Annotated in this window: 17 protein-coding genes; 9 read left to right on the forward strand and 8 right to left on the reverse strand. The window is 68.5% G+C overall.

Annotated features, from left to right (window positions below; translation table 11 throughout):
* Position 1 precedes the first annotated feature (1 nt).
* Positions 2–994 carry a ribosome small subunit-dependent GTPase A gene (rsgA, locus tag HF999_RS07885; protein ID WP_168545341.1) on the reverse strand — a complete coding sequence of 331 codons (993 nt, stop codon included), beginning with the start codon at positions 992–994 and terminating at the stop codon, positions 2–4.
* Positions 995–1,003: 9 nt separating this feature from the next.
* The gene (gene aroA / locus HF999_RS07890; protein WP_168545436.1) at positions 1,004–2,266 is read right to left on the reverse strand and encodes a 3-phosphoshikimate 1-carboxyvinyltransferase; all 1,263 of its coding nucleotides are present in this window, start codon (positions 2,264–2,266) and stop codon (positions 1,004–1,006) included.
* A 118-nt stretch (positions 2,267–2,384) separates the two neighbouring features.
* Between aroA and HF999_RS07895 the strand changes: the two genes are divergently transcribed.
* From HF999_RS07895 to HF999_RS07915, 5 genes are all read left to right on the forward strand, one after another.
* Entirely contained in the window at positions 2,385–3,203 is an 819-nt protein-coding gene (locus HF999_RS07895; RefSeq protein ID WP_168545342.1) for a hypothetical protein, read from the forward strand.
* A 33-nt stretch (positions 3,204–3,236) separates the two neighbouring features.
* Positions 3,237–3,689, forward strand: coding sequence for a redox-sensitive transcriptional activator SoxR (soxR, locus tag HF999_RS07900; RefSeq protein WP_068571853.1), 453 nt, complete (start codon positions 3,237–3,239; stop codon positions 3,687–3,689).
* A gap of 1,111 nt (positions 3,690–4,800) precedes the next feature.
* A complete protein-coding gene (locus tag HF999_RS07905) occupies positions 4,801–5,595 on the forward strand; it encodes a hypothetical protein (protein ID WP_168545343.1) in 795 nt (264 codons plus the stop codon).
* Complete coding sequence (locus HF999_RS07910; protein ID WP_168545344.1) at positions 5,586–6,623, forward strand: hypothetical protein; 1,038 nt, start codon at positions 5,586–5,588, stop codon at positions 6,621–6,623. Before HF999_RS07905 ends, HF999_RS07910 begins: the two co-directional genes overlap by 10 nt.
* 94 nt (positions 6,624–6,717) lie before the next feature.
* Positions 6,718–7,476, forward strand: coding sequence for an SOS response-associated peptidase (locus HF999_RS07915; RefSeq protein WP_168545345.1), 759 nt, complete (start codon positions 6,718–6,720; stop codon positions 7,474–7,476).
* Positions 7,477–7,552: 76 nt separating this feature from the next.
* Here the strand turns inward: HF999_RS07915 and HF999_RS07920 are convergent, their stop codons facing one another.
* Positions 7,553–8,905: an NAD-dependent succinate-semialdehyde dehydrogenase gene (locus tag HF999_RS07920; protein ID WP_168545346.1), complete on the reverse strand. Its 1,353-nt coding sequence runs from the start codon at positions 8,903–8,905 to the stop codon at positions 7,553–7,555.
* 81 nt (positions 8,906–8,986) lie between these two features.
* A complete protein-coding gene (locus tag HF999_RS07925) occupies positions 8,987–9,379 on the reverse strand; it encodes a VOC family protein (RefSeq protein WP_168545347.1) in 393 nt (130 codons plus the stop codon).
* Positions 9,380–9,441: 62 nt separating this feature from the next.
* Here HF999_RS07925 and HF999_RS07930 point away from each other — a divergent pair, with 62 nt between their 5' ends.
* Entirely contained in the window at positions 9,442–10,104 is a 663-nt protein-coding gene (locus HF999_RS07930; protein ID WP_168545348.1) for a helix-turn-helix domain-containing protein, read from the forward strand.
* Positions 10,105–10,149: 45 nt separating this feature from the next.
* Here the strand turns inward: HF999_RS07930 and HF999_RS07935 are convergent, their stop codons facing one another.
* Together HF999_RS07935 and ybaK are read right to left on the reverse strand one after the other, a co-directional pair.
* A complete protein-coding gene (locus HF999_RS07935) occupies positions 10,150–12,258 on the reverse strand; it encodes an SDR family oxidoreductase (protein ID WP_168545349.1) in 2,109 nt (702 codons plus the stop codon).
* Between the two features lie 80 nt (positions 12,259–12,338).
* Positions 12,339–12,827: a Cys-tRNA(Pro) deacylase gene (gene ybaK / locus HF999_RS07940; RefSeq protein ID WP_168545350.1), complete on the reverse strand. Its 489-nt coding sequence runs from the start codon at positions 12,825–12,827 to the stop codon at positions 12,339–12,341.
* A 187-nt stretch (positions 12,828–13,014) separates the two neighbouring features.
* Between ybaK and HF999_RS07945 the strand changes: the two genes are divergently transcribed.
* Entirely contained in the window at positions 13,015–13,686 is a 672-nt protein-coding gene (locus tag HF999_RS07945; RefSeq protein ID WP_168545351.1) for a sigma-70 family RNA polymerase sigma factor, read from the forward strand.
* A complete protein-coding gene (gene rsrA, locus HF999_RS07950) occupies positions 13,683–13,964 on the forward strand; it encodes a mycothiol system anti-sigma-R factor (protein ID WP_168545352.1) in 282 nt (93 codons plus the stop codon). The genes HF999_RS07945 and rsrA overlap by 4 nt, the downstream gene beginning before the upstream one ends.
* 80 nt (positions 13,965–14,044) lie before the next feature.
* On the opposite strand, the gene HF999_RS23160 is transcribed toward rsrA, so the two are convergent.
* Positions 14,045–14,119 carry a 50S ribosomal protein bL37 gene (locus tag HF999_RS23160; protein ID WP_371820987.1) on the reverse strand — a complete coding sequence of 25 codons (75 nt, stop codon included), beginning with the start codon at positions 14,117–14,119 and terminating at the stop codon, positions 14,045–14,047.
* An 84-nt stretch (positions 14,120–14,203) separates the two neighbouring features.
* On the opposite strand from HF999_RS23160, the gene HF999_RS07955 reads away from it, so the two are divergent.
* Complete coding sequence (locus HF999_RS07955; protein ID WP_168545353.1) at positions 14,204–15,697, forward strand: sensor histidine kinase; 1,494 nt, start codon at positions 14,204–14,206, stop codon at positions 15,695–15,697.
* Positions 15,698–15,754: 57 nt separating this feature from the next.
* Here the strand turns inward: HF999_RS07955 and HF999_RS07960 are convergent, their stop codons facing one another.
* The gene (locus HF999_RS07960) at positions 15,755–16,009 is read right to left on the reverse strand and encodes a WhiB family transcriptional regulator (RefSeq protein ID WP_013125780.1); all 255 of its coding nucleotides are present in this window, start codon (positions 16,007–16,009) and stop codon (positions 15,755–15,757) included.
* Positions 16,010–16,225 lie beyond the last annotated feature (216 nt).

Consider the following 16,225-nt stretch of genomic DNA (forward strand, 5'->3'; position numbering starts at 1 on the left):
TTCAGGCCCAGTCGGGGGTGGCGGTCAGGTCGGCCAGCAGGCCGCGGACCGCCATCGCCCGACGGTGCGCCGTCCCCTCCAGTGCGTCGAGGGCGCACTCCGGATCGGCGGGCGGACCGAGATGTGTACACCCGCGAGGACAATCGAGAACGGCCTCCGCCAGGTCGGGGAAGGCCGCGACCACGTCGTCGGTCGAGATGTGCGCGAGCCCGAAACTGCGGATACCGGGGGTGTCGACCACCCAGCCGCCGGCGGGCAGCCACAGCGCCACGGACTGGGTGGAGGTGTGCCGTCCCTTGCCCACTCCGGAGACGACGCCGGTGGCGCGGTTGGCATCCGGCACGAGTCGATTGACCAGAGTCGACTTGCCGACGCCGCTGTGCCCGATGAGCGCGGTGACGTGCCCGGTGAGCAGCTCGTGCGCCTCGTCGAGCGGGTCGCGGCGGCCGGCGACGATCACCTGCAGGTCCAGATCGGCGAAGGCGGCGGCGAACTCGGCGGGATCGGCCAGGTCGCTCTTGGTCAGGCACAGCACGGGCGTGAGTCCGCCCGCGTAGGCGGCGATCAGCGTGCGCTCGACGAAGCCGGTGCGGGGCGGCGGATCCGCGAGAGCGGTCACGATGAGCAACTGCTGCGCATTGGCGACGACGATCCGCTCGTACGGGTCGGTGTCGTCGGCGGTCCTGCGCAGCACCGTCTTCCGCTCGTCGACGCGGACGATCCGGGCGAGCGTGTCCTTGCGGCCGGACAGGTCGCCGACGACGCCCACCGAGTCGCCGACGACGATGGGGGTGCGGCCCAGCTCGCGGGCCCGCATCGCGGTGATCACGTGGTCGGGATCGCCGCCGAGGGCGCAGCCCCAGCGACCGCGGTCGACGGAGACGACCATCGCCGTCTCGGCGTCGCTGTGGTCGGGCCGGGTCTTGGTGCGCGGACGACTGCTCTTGCCCGGGCGCACCCGGACATCGGTCTCGTCGTACTCGCGCTTACCCAACGAGCCGGCTCAAGATCGATTGCCCAGCAATGCGTTCCACAGGGCGGGGAAGTCGGGCATGGTCTTGCCCGTCGTCGCGATGTCCTCGACCTGCACGCCCTCGGTGACCAGGCCCAGGATCGCGCCCGCGGTGGCCATGCGGTGGTCGGCGTAGCTGTGCCATACGCCGCCGTGCAGCGTCGCCGGCTCGATGTGCAGGCCGTCCTCGGTCTCGGCGCAGCGTCCGCCCAGCGCGGTGATCTCGGCGGTGAGTGCGGCGAGGCGGTCCGTCTCGTGGCCGCGCAGGTGGGCGATGCCCCGCAGCTGCGACGGCGAATCCGCCAGGGCCGCAAGCGCTGCGACCGTCGGCGTGAGCTCCCCGATGTCGCGCAGATCCCAGTCGACGCCGTGCAGGGCGCCGGTACCGCGGGCGGTGATGGCACCGTCGGCGTACGAGACCCCGGCCCCCATCGCCGTGAGGATGTCGGCGAACTGGACGCCCGGCTGCGTCGACGCCCGGTTCCAATGCGGGACGGTCACGGCGCCGCCGGTGACCGCGGCCGCCGCGAGGAAGACGGTGGCGTTCGACAGGTCCGGCTCGACCGTCCAGTCGTGCGCGCGGATCCCGCCCGGCGCGACCCGCCAGGTGTTCGCCTCCGAGGTGTCCACCTGGGCGCCCGCGGTGCGGAGCATGTCGACGGTCATGTCGATGTGCGGCATGGAGGGGACGGGCTTGCCGTCGTGATGCACGACGACGCCCTCGACGAAGCTCGGCGCGCAGAGCAGCAGGCCCGAGACGAACTGGGAGCTCGCCGACGCGTCGATGGTGACGGTGCCGCCGCGGATCGGTCCGTCGCCGTGGACGGCGAAGGGGAGCCCGTCACCGTCGATCCGGGCGCCGAGCCCGCGCAGCGCGTCGAGGATCGTGCCCAGGGGCCGGGCGCGGGCCTGCGGGTCACCGTCGAACTCGACGGTGCCGTGCGCCCCGGCCGCGAGGGAGGGGAGGAAGCGCATGACGGTGCCCGCGAGTCCGCAGTCGACGGCGCCGCCGTGCAGCGGCCCGCCGGTGACGGTGACCGTGGTCTCGCCCGTGAACGCGACCTCGGTGCCCAGGGCCTGCAGCGCGGCGGCCATGAGGTCGGTGTCGCGGCTGCGGAGGGCGTTCGTCAGAATCGACGGAGACGGTGCCTGAGCGGCGAGGATGTACGCACGATTGGTGATCGACTTCGAGCCCGGGAGGGCGATCGTGCCCGTCACCGGGCCGACGGCGAGGGGCGCTGGCCACAGCTCCAACAGGTCCACCGGCCCATCCTCGCACACGAGGGCGACCTCACCACGTGCTACCTTGCTGGACAGAACAGGTCAGGTCATCACCGCCGGGAGATCCTCCATGAAGCGAAATCGTACGTCCGTGGGCAGGGCTGTCTCGACGGCTGCCACCCTCGCCGCTGTGGCGACCGCCGCGGGGCTTCTCGCGCCCGTCGCGTCGGCGGACCCGAAGCCGGCGGAGCCGCCGAAGAACAAGGCCGGTGAGCTGGTCCTCGGATCCGGCAACCTCCCCGACACGATGGACTTCGGCGGCGCCGTGCTGTCCGGTGCGGCCGCGGGGTGGAACGGTGCGTGGGCGTCGCTGAACACCGCCAAGGTCGATCCGGCGGACTGCAAGGTGCTCTACGCGGGCCTGCCCATCCCCAAGGGCACCGACACCGCGCAGACCAACGGCAGCGCGCGCGGGACCACCTGGTCGATGGTGGTTTCCAAGTTCGCGATCGATGTGGCGCCGCTGCGTGCCGCGCTCCCCAAGTGCGCGACCTTCAAGGCCGTCAAGGACGGGGTCACCAACGAGGTCGCCGTGCGTGAGATCGCCGCGACCGGCATCCCCGGTGGCCTGGGCCTCGAGTTCACGCAGAAGAGCAAGCGCGGGAACCAGGTCGAGTACCTGCAGTCGCGGCAGTACACCGGCGTGGTCAACGGCGTCACCATGTCGCTGCGCGGCGGACGCCAGTCCCGCGAGCCCGCTCCGTTCGTGGGTGCCGACGATCAGCTGGCCGTCGACCTGCTCCGCGTGCAGAGCACCATCCTGAAGAACCCGCCGGAGCCGCAGCAGGCGACCCCCGCTCCCGCTGCGAGCGAATCGGCGAAGCCGGCGGCGCCCGCCTCGGCCAAGCCGGGTGCGTCCGCGTCGGCGAAGCCGGCCGCACCGTCGTCTGCGGCCCCGAAGGCACGCTGATCCCTGAACTAATGTTCAGGTAGGATCCGGGGTGTGGAGACCACCCGGGAGTTCAGCGTCGGACAGCTCGCCGCCCGTAGTGGTGTGGCCGTGTCGGCGCTGCACTTCTACGAGCGTGAGGGACTGATCACCGCACGCAGGACCTCCGGCAACCAGCGGAGGTACCCGCGGGAGATGCTGCGCCGGGTCGCGTTCATCCGGATCAGTCACCGCGTGGGCATTCCCCTGTCCACGATCCGCGAGGCGCTCGAGACGCTGCCGAACGGCCGCACCCCCACGCGGACCGACTGGGAACGCCTCTCGCGCTATTGGCACGACGACCTGTCCCACCGGATCGACGAGCTGACCCGCCTGCGCGACAACCTCACCGACTGCATCGGCTGCGGCTGCCTGTCCATGGCGTCCTGCGCGCTCGCGAACCCGCACGACGCACTGGCCACCACCGGCGTCGGGCCCCGGCGCGTGTTCGACAGCTTCGAGGAGTAGTCGACGCCACAGACATCTTGACGAAGGCTTGGCTGTCATCTGAACAGATGATTGTCAATCCTTGGGAGGAATTGGACTATTGGTCGGTGAATCCGCCAAATGGTCCTTCGTCGAACTTCGGTGCTCGTCGGCCGCAGCGCCCCGTGTCTTCGTCAGGGTCCGGGAGCGGCAGAGTCCCCGTTCAAGGTCAACCCGGACGTTACGGCGGCCCTGCGGACGCCAGCCGGGGGCAGCAACTTCCATCGACAGCTCGACCCATGGTCAATCAATCCGGAAATCCGAGGCAGCCCTACTATGTCGGCGCGAGTCAATACTCGCCGCCTCAGCGGCTGAGTTCGTCTCCGACCGGTGCCAGACCGCCGGGAAGTCAAGATCCTGTCATCTCGACCGCGGTTTGGGGGCTATGCCTCAACTTTCTGTGTTGCCCACCAGTGCCATTGCTGGTGAGCATATTCGCCCTGGTTGCCTCGAAGCGCCGCGGATATAGGAACACCACTGCGGTCGTAGGCATAGTCATCAACACCATCGTCACAGCCTTGGCGGTGGCGCTCGTGCTGTGGATCGGCGTGCTCACATCTGCCGCTTCTACTAGTGGAAACTACTAGAACGCTCAGTTCCGGAAAGGCCTATGAATTTGAACCGGTTTCCACCTCCGGGAGGGGCGCGCGGCGAGCCTTCTCAGTCGAACCCGAACAAGCCCGCCCAGTCCTCCCGTGCGCCTGACACCACGATGTTCCGCCCCCCTGTCAGGCCGCGGGCCGCTCAACCTCCGAGACTTTCTCCTGAACGCGGAACGACGGCCGGTGCTCACCAGCTTCGGCAGCCACACGGACAACCGCAACGCCGGATTGAACCGGCGTTCCGTGGTCCGGCCAGAAGCGTTGCGCCTGGCCAGCAAGCCCCTGCTACCAGCGATGGCCGACCTGAGGTTCACCCCAAGCCGCAAAAGGTGAAGCGTCGTTGGATCGTAGGGGGTGTCGTTGCAGGCTTGGTTGTGAGCATCATCGGGAGTGGAGCTCTCCTCGCTCGCTTCGGCGATGACGCGAACCCGTTGACGCGGATCGCTCAGTCGGTGCTCCCCGTCGGCGTCCGCGGACCATGTCCAGCGACCGTGTCAAGCAATTCGTCAACCGAGCAACTCGTCGCCGCCCAGGCTGTTGTCAGCAGCACCATGGACATCACGGATTGGGGCTCGAACCGTCCGGCAGGAGGTGACGCGAGGTTCGCCGACGCGATGTGTGAGATCTACAGCATGCGCACCAAGTGGGATGCGGCGGCATTCTCATCGTTCAGAGTGACACCGGACATCGTTCGCGCCAACCCTCACGTCGTCGTACTAAAGGGCGTAGAAGTATGCGCTGAACAAAGGTTGAGTCCGTCGGAAACCACGCTGGAGGTGGATCAGAAGGAGATCGCGACGATCGAACGGGACCCTGCGGCCTGGAGACAGACACTGATCACATTGTTCTCGAGCGGGCATCTTGCGGATTCCGCAATAATGCGAAGTGTGGAGAACGCATCGCCCGAAGACCTTATCGAACAGCGCAAGCGGCGCTACCGAATGATGGAGGCCGCGTTCAGGTATCAGTGCCCGCGAACCGCCGCCCTGGGCTACGGCCCAAAATGTGGCCGACTCGAAGCTGGCCCAGGCATCATACGAGCGGGACAGTTGAGTATTCGCGGAAACGAACTTGACTGCGACGATGCGCGCGCAATTGTTGCCAATTATCAGGCAAAGTTCGCAGGCGGTGGTGATAGTGGAAATGCCCTTCCAGGGGAATCGCCGCTCCGCTCGTATGCCTGCACTGACAGTCCCAATAAGGAACAAGGCCGACTGGCGCAAATCGTTTGCCAGAATTCGACTGGTAACCCGGACCCGTCAGAAGTGGTTGTTTCGTGGAAATGAATGTTGCAAGGAGGAAAAACCTGATGCGTCGGAGGATGTCGATCGTCAAATCTCAATCTGTGACGGTGGTACTAATTGTTGCTTCTATCGCTGTGGGGTGCAGTCACGAGAATCAGGCTCGGTCCAGGGATGAGGCAGTCCCCGGTGGGCGGACTTCTAGCCCTGCGGAGATCACCAGCTCCAAGGTTCCTTCCTTCGAGATTCCACATGGTGTCATCACCTCGAGTGAGGTTGCTTACAACGATCAAGGGCCGGTGCGCATCGGCGTTATCGATCCTGATTCGGGCGAGTATCGTAGCCTGTTCTCTTTCGCATACTCTTCTTCGGAGAGGTTCTCTTTTCAGTATCAAGATGGGAGGCCGTCCATCGATCCCACAGCAGAGCGCATAGCGCTCACGATCCAAGGAGGTGTCGGTGGCGTCAGATTCGGCTGGATCAATCGATCCGGAGACTTCACTGAAGTCACGCCGAAAGCTGAGCGGGGTGATGATTTCGGTGGCGGAACGACGTTCTCAACATACGGATTCGATGGAGTCGGAGACTACTACTTCTCGTCGGTGACAGACGGAAATCGAGCAATTTACCGGGTTCCGGCGGGGCAGACCAAGGCGGTTTCTGCGCCATATGATCAATTCCCCAACGGCGAGAATTTCGTGACGCGTCCAGACGGTTCGTACTCATTCTTGCTTGCAGACTTGGATCGCTACAGCTGTATTCGGTCGAATTCAGCTCCGTGGGTGGGGGCAGCCGGATATATCACCCTCGGTGCGGCAGGGTTCTCGGATCAGCTCTATTTCAACACAACGCTGAATGGTGAGTGCAATTCGGGGAGGAGGGAGTTGCTGCCCGAGACGAACAAGATGCGTGTCTTCAATCCTGTGTCGTCCCCTGATGGAGCCTGGGTGCTCGTGCGCGGGAATGGTTCGATCTATCGGGTGGCTATCGACGGGAAGAGTCGCCCTACGAAAGTAGAGGCGCCCGGTTTTGGGGCCAACGGTTCGGAGGTACTCGTGCGCTGGGTTCGATAGCGCAGGCGTAGGCGGCACATGTCCGGGACTGTCGTTGAAGCTCGCTAGGGGCGCTCGCGGCTGAGTGGAATGTGGACTGTCGTACCGTGGTGGAATGTGCGGACGGTACGCGGTGACCACGGACCCGGCGCTGCTGGCGGGTGAGATCGACGCGGTGGACGAGACGGCCGGCGTCGAGCTCGACGTACCGGGCTACAACGTCGCGCCCACGACGACCATCGTCACCGTCGTCGCGCGGCACTCGCACGAGCAGCCCGACGACGAGCCGACCCGGCGGCTGCGCGCGATGCGCTGGGGGCTGCTGCCGCACTGGCAGAAGACGCTGAGCGGCCCGCCGCTGTTCAACGCGCGGGCGGAGTCCGTCGCCGAGAAGCCGGCGTTCCGCACCGCGATCAAGAACAAGCGCTGCCTGATCCCGATGGACGGCTGGTACGAGTGGCAGGTGCTCGACCCGGACGCCACGAAGCCGCGCAAGCAGCCGATGTACCTGACCCCGCAGGACGGCACCCGGATGTACATCGCCGGGCTGTGGTCGGTGTGGCGTCCTGCCGGCGCGGGGCTCGAGGCGCCGCCCGTCCTCTCGGCGACGGTGCTCACCACGGACTCCGTCGGGCCGCTGCGCGCGGTGCACGACCGGATGCCGCTGGTGCTCACCCCTGAGCTGTTCGACCAGTGGCTCGATCCCGACGGTGCCGCCGACCCGGCACTGCTGCTGCCGCCGGCCCTCGAGGTCGCCGAGCGGATCGAGATCCGGCCCGTCTCCACGCTGGTCAACACCGTCAAGAACGACGGCCCCGCGCTCATCGAGCGCACCGAGCCGGGGAGCGAGCCCGGCCAGCTCAGCCTGCTCTGACCCGAAGCAGTGGGTGATCGACGTCGCGGAGGGGCGGCTCCTGGCCTGACTGGGCCAGGAACCACCGCCCGTCGACCTACTTCACCGTGCGGATCAGCTTCTTGTTGAGGAACTCCTCGATGCCCAGCGGGCCCATCTCGCGGCCGAACCCGGAGCGCTTCACTCCGCCGAAGGGCAGCTCGGCGGCGTCGAGCATCACGCCGTTCACGAAGACCATGCCGGCCTGGATACGGTCGGCGACCCGCGCGGCCTGCTCGGAATCGGTGGTGAAGACGTAGGAGCCGAGGCCGAACGGGGTGTCGTTGGCCAGCGCCACGGCCTCGTCCTCCCCGTCCACCTTGTAGACGGTCGCCACCGGCCCGAACAGCTCCTGGTGGAACGCGGGGTTCTCCTCGGTGACGCCGGTGAGGACCGCGGGCGGGAACACCGCGCCGCGCCGGGCACCGTCGATCGCGAGGGTCGCGCCGCCGTCCACGGCCTGCGCCAATTGCTTCTCGAGGTTCACCGCGGCCTGTTCGGACGACAGGGGTGCGATCGACTCGGTCGCCGCCAGCATGCGCGCCGTGAACTTCTCCACGAACTCGTCGTACAGCGGCGCGGCCACGATGAAGCGCTTGGCGGCGTTGCATACCTGTCCGGTGTTGTCGAGGCGGCAGGAGGCGGCGGCCTCGACCGCTCCGTCGAGATCGTCGGTCGAGAGCAGGACGAACGGGTCGGACCCGCCGAGCTCGAGGACGCACTTCTTCAGGTTGCGGCCGGCGATCTCGGCAACCGCGGCGCCGGCCCGCTCGGAGCCGGTGAGCGAGAGCGCCGCCAGCCGCGGGTCGGCGATGATGTCGGCCACCTGCTCATTGGTGGCGCGAATGTTCACGTACGCCCCGGCCGGGAACCCGGCCTCGGTGAAGATCAGCTGCATCGCCTCGGCGGACTCGGGGCACTGCGGTGCGTGCTTGAGCAGGATCGTGTTGCCCACGCACAGGTTCGGGCCGGCGAACCGAGCCACCTGGTAGTACGGGAAGTTCCACGGCATGATGCCGAGCAGCACGCCGATCGGGCCGCGCCGGATGACGGCGGTGCCCTCGCCCTCGGACAGCGCGACGGGCTGATCGGCGAGGAGGGCCTCGGCGTTGTCGGCGTAGTACTCGTAGATCGCGGCGGCGAAGTCGACCTCTCCCAGCGCCTCGTCGAGCGGCTTGCCCATCTCGCGGTGGATGATCCCGGCCAGCATCTCCCGCTTCTCGGTGTGCAGTTCGGCGACGCGGCGCACGAGAGCCGCTCGCTCGGCCACCGTCGACGTGTGCGGCCAGGTGCGCGCAGCGCGCGAGGCGGCGTCGAGCGCGGCCTCGATCTCGGCGGGCTCGGCGGTCGGGTAGGTCTGCAGCACCTCGCCGGTCGCCGGGTTCGTGACTGCGTACTGGACGTCGACCATGTCGGATCTCCTTGTGGGGGACGGAACGGGGGCGTCCCCCAGAATAGGCGTCCCAACACATCCCGTGTGTCGTCTCGGACGCTACTGCCACGCGAAAAGCTGCACCTGATAGCCGTCCGGGTCGAGCACCCCCGCGTACCGCTGCCCCCAGGGCGCGTCGAACGGGGCCATCGCGCCGGGATGGCCGGCGGCGAGAAGCTCCGCGTACACCTCGTCGACCACCGTGGGCGAGGCGCAGAGGACGCACAGCGTGGCGCTCTGGCCCGTCGGCTTCACCCAATCGGGCTCCATCGTGCGGATCACCGCCGCGGTGTCCCACATCAGCCGCATCCCGCCCGGTAGCTGCGCCTCCACGTGCGGCTCGTGCTCGGCACCGGCGGGAATGTCCAGGCCCAGCAGGCGGTAGAAGGCGAGAGTGGCGGCGAGGTCGTCCGCCACCATCCCGATGGCGTCGAAGCGCAGGCGTTCAGTCATGGAGCCCACCGTATGCGCGGCGGCACCGACGGGTCTTGAAGGTTTCGGACATACTCGAGTGCGTGTACCGCGAACGCCCGTCGAGGATCCCGGGCGCGGTCCGGTGGCGCTCGACGGGGAGCGCCGGGACCGCGCTGATCCTGCCCGACGGCTGCATGGACGTCATCGTCATCGACGGCGAGCCCGTCGTCGCCGGCCCGGACGCCGTCGCGGCGCACGTCATCGGCTCGGACGGTGCGCGACTCGACGGCCTGAGGTTCCCGCCCGGCGTGCTCCCGCAGCTGCTGGGCGTCGCCGCCGACGAGCTCACCGGAGTGCGCGTCCCCCTGGCCGAGGTCCTCCCGCGCCGTCGGCTGCGGGATTCCCGCGACCCCGAGGAGATCGCGGCGCAGCTCCTCGACGATGTGGCCCTCGACCGACGGATCACGGCGATCGCGGTCCGCCTGGGAGCGGGGCGCGCCGTGGTCGAGGTCGCGGCCGAGACCGGGCTCGGGGAGCGGACGCTGCATCGTCTGGCCCGGCGATCGTTCGGCTACGGGCCGAAGACGCTCGCGCGGATCCTGCGGTTCCAGCGCGCGGTTGCGCTGATCCGTGCGGGTGATGCGCTCGGCGTGGCGGCGGCATCGTCGGGCTACGCGGACCAGGCCCACCTGACCCGTGAGGTGCGCGCGCTGACCGGCGTCACGCCGCGGGCGCTCTTCGCCCCGGAACCTGTGCACCGTTGATCAACTGACAGTTGATCAACGGTGCACAGGTACGGGCGTGAGAGGTCACCAGTTGATGCCGGGGAGGCGGTTGAGGGTCTTGCGGGCGAGACGGCGCAGGCCCTGATCGCCGGAGATGCCGAACAGCGGGCTGACCGCCGCGGTGGAGATGTCCTTCGACAGGTCCTTCGTGGCAGCGAGTCGGCCGCGCGGCGTATCCACCTCGGCCACATCGACTTCCACCACCTGGGCGGCTCCGGACCCGTTGTCGCCCTGGCCGGCGGACTCGGGGAACAACAGATAGCCCTGATGCTGCGCGGCGGCGGCGATCCGCGGCGAGAGGAACTGGCCGAACTGCGCGAGCGTGCCGAGCGGGGTGTCGATGCGCCGCGGCCGCTCGACGATGGCGCGCACGACGATCTGGCCGGCCTTCTCCACCGGCAGCGCTATCGCGTTGTCATAGGCATCGGTGGGTTCGATCATCCGGGTGCGGGTGAGCGGCATGTGGATGTTGGTGAAGGTCACGTGATCCGACATCGTCTCGGCCGCGGTGATGTCGCTGAACGCCTCGAGCGCCGACTTCGAGGCGATGTACGCCGCGAACCGGGGCCCGCGCACCTGCACGCCGATCGACGACACGTTGACCACGTGCCCGGACTTGCGGGCGACCATGTGCGGCAACAGTTCCAGGATCAGGTAGACGGCGCCGAAGTAGTTCACGGCCATCGTGCGCTGGTAGTCGTGGGCGCGGTCGACCGAGTCGACGGTCGCGCGGCGGATCGATCGCCCGGCACTGTTGACCAGCACGTCGACGTGGCCGTGTTCCGCGAGGATCTGAGCGACGGTGGTGCGCACGGCCTCCGGGTCGGTCACATCGCACTGGTAGGGACGGACCATGCCCTTCGGGACGCCCGGCAGCCCGGGCTCCGCCTCGATGCGCAGCACCGCGTCGGCCAGGTCCTCGGGCTTGCGGGCGACGATGAACACGTTCGCGCCCTTGAGGACGGCCTGCTTCGCGGCCTCGCGACCGATGCCCGAGGATCCGCCGGTGAGCAGGATGTGCTTGCCCACGAGCGGGCCGCGCGGGTCGTCCCGGCGGTTCCGGGCGGGATCGAGGTGCTCGGCCCAGTAGCGGAACAGGCGGGGGCCGTAGGACTTCAGGCGCGGCAGCGCCACGCCCAACTGGCTGAGCAGCCGGAAGGTGGTCTCCGAATCGAACCGGGTGTTGTAGAAGGGGTGATCCAGGACCGACGGAGGGAGCCCGATCTGGCGGGCGATGGTGTCCCGGAACGCGCGCACCTCGTTGCGGCGTCCGATGCGTGCGGCGAACTCACCCAGCGGCGCGCTCGGCAGCGGCAGCGTCTTGGGACCGGAGAACGCCGGCGCGATGGCCTCGTAGATGGCGGCCATGCTCTGGCCCTTGGGGTCGGCGAGGTGGTAGACGGTGCCGGGTGCCGGCGGAGCGGTCACCAGCGCGACCAGCGCCGCGGCGACGAAGTCGACCGGCACGATGTTCGTGTATCCGAGGTTGGCGAACGGGACGTGCAGGTGGTGCGGGATCGTGCCCATCAGGCGCAGGAACGGGAAGAAGTAGTAGGGCCCGTCGATCTTGTCGATCGCGCCCGTCATCGAGTCGCCCACCACGATGGACGGGCGGTACACCTGCCACGGCGCGGACGACTCGCGGACGAGCCGCTCCGCCTCGTACTTGCTGCGGTGGTACGGGGTGGGGAAGTCCTGGGCGACGTCGAAGTCCGACTCGGTGAACCATCCCTCGTGGTTGCCGGCCACCGCGAGCGAGGACACGTGGTGCATCGTCGCCCCGAGCCGTTCCGCCAGGGCCAGGGTGTTGCGCGTGCCGGTGACATTGGTGAGCTGTTGGAGCTCCTCCGAGGCCTCCATGTCGTAGACGGCGGCGAGGTGGATCACGTGGTCGACGTGATCGGGCAGATCCCCCGGCGCGATGCCGAGGCCCGGCTCCGTGATGTCGCCGGCCACCGGCACGACCTGCGGTGCCAGATCGTGGCCGAGGTCGGCGATCAGCCGCTCGAAGCGCGGCAGCGACGCGTCGCGCACCAGCAGGTAGATCGTGCTCTCGCGTTCCGCGGCCGCGAGCCGCGCCACCACGGCACGGCCGATGAAGCCCGTCCCGCCCGTGACGAAGTAGCTGGCCATATCACGAACCTACTTTCCGGCGCGGCCACCGCCAAACCCGTCTTGCCCGCCCGCACTCACCTATTGACTACCACGCCCGGTCACGGGGCGGCGAGGGGCGCGATCACGGCGGACGTCGCGGCCACCAGGTCCGACGGTGCCAGCTCCACCTCGAGCCCTCGCCGTCCGGCCGAGCAGAAGACGGTCTCGAAGCCCAATGCGGACTCGTCGACGGCCGTCCGCAACTGTTTGCGCTGCCCGAGCGGGGACACGCCGCCGAGCACGTAGCCGGTGACCCGTCGCACGTCAGCGGGGTCGGCCATGGTCGGCCGGTGCAGGCCCAGCGCGGCGCCCGCGGCCTTGAGGCTGAGTTTGCCGGAGGTCGGCACGATCGCTACGGCGAGCTGCTTGCCGTCGGTGATGACCAGGGTCTTGAACACCCGCGCCGGGTCGTTCCCCAATGCCTGCGCGGCCTCGCCGCCGAAGGACTCCGCCCGCGGGTCGTGCTCGTACTCGTGCACCCGGAACTCGATGTCCGCCGTCTGCAGCGCCGCGATCGCCGGAGTCGCCGCCGCGTTCTTCTTGCCCATGGCGCCAGTCAAGCAGGCGAGCACGGCGCGGACAATCCGTAGCGCGCGCGGTCCGCCGCCCATGGTCCGGCTCCGGCTGGGTTGATCCGGACGGCACGGGAACAAGCGGGCGGACCTCGCTGTTGCAGAAGTCGTGAGTGCAGGTAGCGGAGCAGCGGTCCTCGAGCGACCGGTAGCCTTCGTCGGTATGACCGACCGGGAGAACGCGGACGTAGCGGAACTGGACTCGGCGCCCGACGAGGTGACCGAGACGCCCGAGCAGCTCACTGAACGCTTCGAGGCCGAGGCGCTGCCGCTGCTCGACCAGCTGTACGGTGCCGCGCTGCGCATGACCCGCAACCCGGCGGACGCGGAGGACCTGGTCCAGGAGACCTACGTGAAGGCCTACAGCGCCTTCCGCAGCTTCAAGAAGGGCACCAACCTCAAGGCGTGGCTGTACCGCATCCTCACCAACACGTACATCAACGGCTACCGCAAGAAGCAGCGGCAGCCGGCGCAGTACCCCACGGACGAGATCACCGACTGGCAGCTCGCGGCCACGGCGGAGCACAGCTCTACCGGCCTGCGCTCCGCGGAGATCGAGGCGCTGGACGCGCTGCCCGATGACGAGATCAAGGAAGCGCTCGCGAAGCTCCCGGAGGACTTCCGCATGGCGGTGTACTACGCCGATGTGGAGGGTTTCCCCTACAAGGAGATCGCGGACATCATGGGAACCCCCATCGGCACGGTGATGTCGCGGCTGCACCGCGGCCGGCGTCAGCTGCGTGCCGAGCTGGAGGGGGTCGCGCGGGAGCGAGGGTTCCTGCGGGGCGCCGCCGACGACGAGGTCGACGCCGCCGATCAGGAGGTGGAGAAGTGACCTATTCGTCGGACGGGAACCCGGACCTCGAGCTCGACTGTTCCGCCGTGATGGCGGATGTCTGGCTGCTGCTGGACAACGAGTGCGACGCCGCCGCGAAGGAGCGGCTCAAGGCGCACATCGACGGTTGCTCGCAGTGCCTGTCGCACTACGGCATCGAGCAGCAGATCAAGTCGCTCGTGAACCGCAAGTGCGGCGGCGAGCGCGCCCCTGAGGGGCTGCGCGAGCGACTGACGATCAGCATCCGGCACACCGAGGTGCACTTCCGCCCGGAGTGAGCGGTCCGTACACATGACGAGGGCCCGCCGACATCGCGTCGGCGGGCCCTCGTGCGCAAGTGCGGTGAATCCCTGATGGCTCAGGAGTTCGGACGCTTGCCGTGGTTGGCGGCGTTCTTCTTGCGCCCGCGCTTCTTACGTCCACGCTTTCCCATGGCGGTCTCCTTCCTGTCCCGAGCTCATTCGCAGTACCCGGTATTGTTTCACGACGGCACCGACGACGACAAAAAGGCGGTCCCATGGCCTCCCTCGCCGACCTCCTGGCGATCCACACGAACCTCCCCGGTCGTGCCGCGCGCCACTTGCAGCGCGTCGCCGCCGAGTGGCAGCTGCTCGCCGATCTGTCGTTCGCGGACCTGCGGCTCTGGGTGCGCAACGACCCGGAGGGCGACCGCACCGACCCCGCGTACATCTGCATCGCGCAGTGCCGCCCCAACACGACCTCGACCGTCTACGACTCCGACGGTGTCGGCGTCGTCGTCCCGCCCTGGGAGACCCCCACGCTGCACGCCGCGTTCGAGGGCGCCGTGGTGGTACGCGGCGTGACCCCGGCTTGGACGGGCCCCTCCCGGGTGCGGCGCGAGGCCGTCCCGGTGTCCTCGGGCGGCGGGGTCGTCGCCGTCCTCACCCGTGACTTCAACGTCACGCACCCGCGCACCCCCAGTCCGCTCGAGGTCGCGTACGCCGAGTGCGCCGACGATCTGTGCACGATGGTCGCCGAGGGCACCTTCCCCGAGCGGGAGGAACTGCCCACCGGTGAGGCGGAGCCACGGGCCGGCGACGGTTTCGTCCGGCTCGATGCGCAGGGCAAGGTCGTGTTCGCGAGCCCGAACGCGCAGTCGGCCTACCGCCGGATGGGCGCGCCCACCGACCTCGAGGGCAGCCGGCTGGTGGAGGTGACCGCGGAGCTCGTGGGGGACTCGTTCGAATCGGAGGACCTGGCCGTCGCGCTCGACGGTGCGCTCCTGCGCGGAGGGGGCTCGCGGATCGAGCTGACGAAGGGCGGCGTGACCGTCGTGCTGCGGGTGCTCGGTCTGCATCCGAACGGCCGGCCGGCCGGCGCCGCGGTGTTGCTCCGTGACGTCACGGAGCTCAAGCGCCGCGACCGGGCCCTGATCTCCAAGGACGCGACCATCCGGGAGATCCATCACCGGGTGAAGAACAATCTGCAGTCGGTCTCGGCCCTGCTGCGGTTGCAGGCCCGCCGCACGCGCAACGACGAGGCCAAGCGCGCGCTCCAGGAGTCGGTGCGCCGGGTCGCGTCGATCGCGCTCGTGCACGAGACGCTGTCGATGAGCGTGGACGAGCACGTCGACATCGACGACGTGATCGACCGGCTCATCCCGATCATGGGCGATGTCGCGCCGGCCGAGGCCACGGGCAGGGTCACCGTCGTACGGCGCGACGACGTGGGCCTGCTGGACGCCGACCGCGCGATGCCCCTCGCGATGGTCGTCACCGAGCTCATCCAGAACGCGATCGAGCACGCCTACGGGCCGGGGGAGTCGGGCACCGTCGAGGTGCTCGCGCACCGGTCCACGAGGATGCTCGAGGTCACGGTCCGGGACGACGGTGCCGGCCTTCCGCCCGGCTTCACCCTCGACGGTTCCGACCGGCTGGGGCTGCAGATCGTGCAGACGCTCGTGACCTCAGAGCTGGGCGGCGAGCTGCGCCTGACCGCCTGGGAAGGCGGGACGGACGCGGTGGTGCAGGTGCCACTACAACCCGTGTGACCCCGCACGCGAAGAGGGCCCGGTGGAGATCCACCGGGCCCTCTTCACGTCGTGTTCCTAGACAGCGGTGCGCGTGCGGGTCCGCGCGTTGCGGCGCTTGAGCGCGCGACGCTCGTCCTCGCTCATGCCGCCCCACACACCGGCGTCCTGACCGGACTCCAGCGCCCAGGACAGGCACTCGGCGGTCACGGGGCAGCGGTTGCAGACCAGCTTGGCGTCCGCGATCTGCGCGATCGCCGGGCCGCTGTTCCCCACGGGGAAGAAGAGCTCGGGGTCCTCGTCGCGACAGATGGCCTTGTGGCGCCAATCCATGTCAGTACACTCCATTCAGGCGCACGGGCGCGCCACTCATCGCAGGTGCCGATCCGGCACCGAATTTCCAGGCTGTTAACGCGGGAGGAACCGAACTGTTTCCGCGTTGTTACGTCATGAATATTTCCACGTTCCCAGCAGGAGTCAAGAGATTCCGACTCAGAGGTGGGTTATCTCACAGCGGGGGCGGTGAGACCGTGCCTACGAGCGGTGTAC

The organism is Tsukamurella spumae, from assembly GCF_012396015.1.
In the GTDB taxonomy this organism is placed as follows: Bacteria; Actinomycetota; Actinomycetes; order Mycobacteriales; family Mycobacteriaceae; genus Tsukamurella; species Tsukamurella spumae.